General features: G+C 68.0%; 2 protein-coding genes. Both read right to left on the reverse strand.

The features are described 5' to 3' along the window. Positions 1-444 precede the first annotated feature (444 nt). Positions 445-690 (reverse strand): type II toxin-antitoxin system RelE/ParE family toxin, encoded by a 246-nt coding sequence (locus ACIRU3_RS47760; RefSeq protein ID WP_404070784.1) that lies wholly within the window; start codon positions 688-690, stop codon positions 445-447. A gap of 2 nt (positions 691-692) precedes the next feature. Then, positions 693-947, reverse strand: coding sequence for a type II toxin-antitoxin system Phd/YefM family antitoxin (locus ACIRU3_RS47765; protein WP_404070787.1), 255 nt, complete (start codon positions 945-947; stop codon positions 693-695). Positions 948-1,422: the final 475 nt, after the last annotated feature.

Raw genomic sequence — 1,422 nt, forward strand, 5'->3', positions numbered from 1 at the left:
GTCGTTCGGGGGGTATGTAGTGTTTGTGGGCCCCGGACCGGGGTCTCCGGACAAGCCGCCGCCGGGGGGGTTGGGTTCGGGGCGGGGGGCGCCGCGGCCGGCCCCCACGTCCCGTACCCGCAAAGCTCATCATGCGCACCAGAAGTCAACTTGACCCGGCCCTGAACTTCAGGGCCGGGTCAAGTTGACACACCGAACGGTGGTTCTGTGACTGCGGAGCCGAACAACGTCCTGAGACCGCTGTGACCGGTGACGGCTCCAGGGGCTCGCTGCCCTGATCGTGGGCTCGGGCTCTTACTCCTTGGTGGCTTGACGTCCACGGTCATCACGATGAGGTTCCCAGTGCTGAGCGCCGTAGTCTGACGGAGACATCAGGAGTCGTGGTGAGGCCGAGTGGCCCTGGGCATTACCGGGGTGTCTGGCCTGGCGCCTGTGTAGGCCCGGTCAGCGCACGCGTCCGAGATGGATCACGCTCACGCGGATCTGCTGGTCGCTGATCTCGTACATCACGCGGTAGGCGCCGACGTGGATGCGCAGCAGGTCAGCGCTGCCGAACGCGCCGTCGGGGCGGGGGTTGTCAGCGAGGTGGTCGACGGCGGTGAACACCTGGCGTACCCCGTCGGGGTCGTTCTTGGCGAACCGCTCCGCCTGGGTGAGGGCCTCGGGCTCCCAGATGACCTCGTAGCTCACGCCTAGGCTCCGCCGAAGATGCGGCGGTACGCCTCGTCATGGGAGACGCCGACGTTCTCCCCGCGGGCCTGGCGGGCGCGGTAGGCAGCCAGGGCCCGCAGTTCCTGCAGTTCCAGGGCGTCGGCGGGGCTGACCAGTATGGCGACGGTCTGCCCGTGATCTGTGATGGCGACCGGTTCACGGGTGGCGCTGACCTCGCGCGCAATGGCGCCCAGGCGGGCGCGCGCTTCTACGATCGAGTAGGTCATTTCCACCATGCACACCACCTTACAGTAGTGTGCATATTCTGGCCCATCATCTCCACCGTCTGCCCGGGCGGCTTGGCCTACCTGACTGGGCAGGCTCCGGCTGGGGCGGAGTCGGTGGCCCCGGACGGCAAGAGTGCCCGCGGGTCCCGCCACGGCCAGACCCCGGCCGCGCACTGCTCACCGCCATGACGGACGACGGGCGGGCCGTTGAGGTTCCCCCGAGATGCGGTGGATGGTGACAGCGGGTCAGATAGTTCTCACGAGAGGAGATCTGATCATGGCTGCCCCGAGGAAGTACCCGCCCGAGTTGCGGGAGCGCGCGGTGCGGATGTATCGCTCCACCGAGCCGAAGCCCCAGATCAAGCGGATGGCCGCCGATCTTGGCGTGCAATCCCCTTCTCCGGTCCGGCGAGCTTGGTGATGTCCCAGCTGAGGACCTGCGACGGCGCGGTCGCGACGAGTTCGGGGACGGTCTTGGCGGGGT

Origin of the sequence: Streptomyces sp. NPDC101151 (genome assembly GCF_044768335.1) — a bacterium.
In the GTDB taxonomy this organism is placed as follows: domain Bacteria; phylum Actinomycetota; class Actinomycetes; order Streptomycetales; family Streptomycetaceae; genus Streptomyces.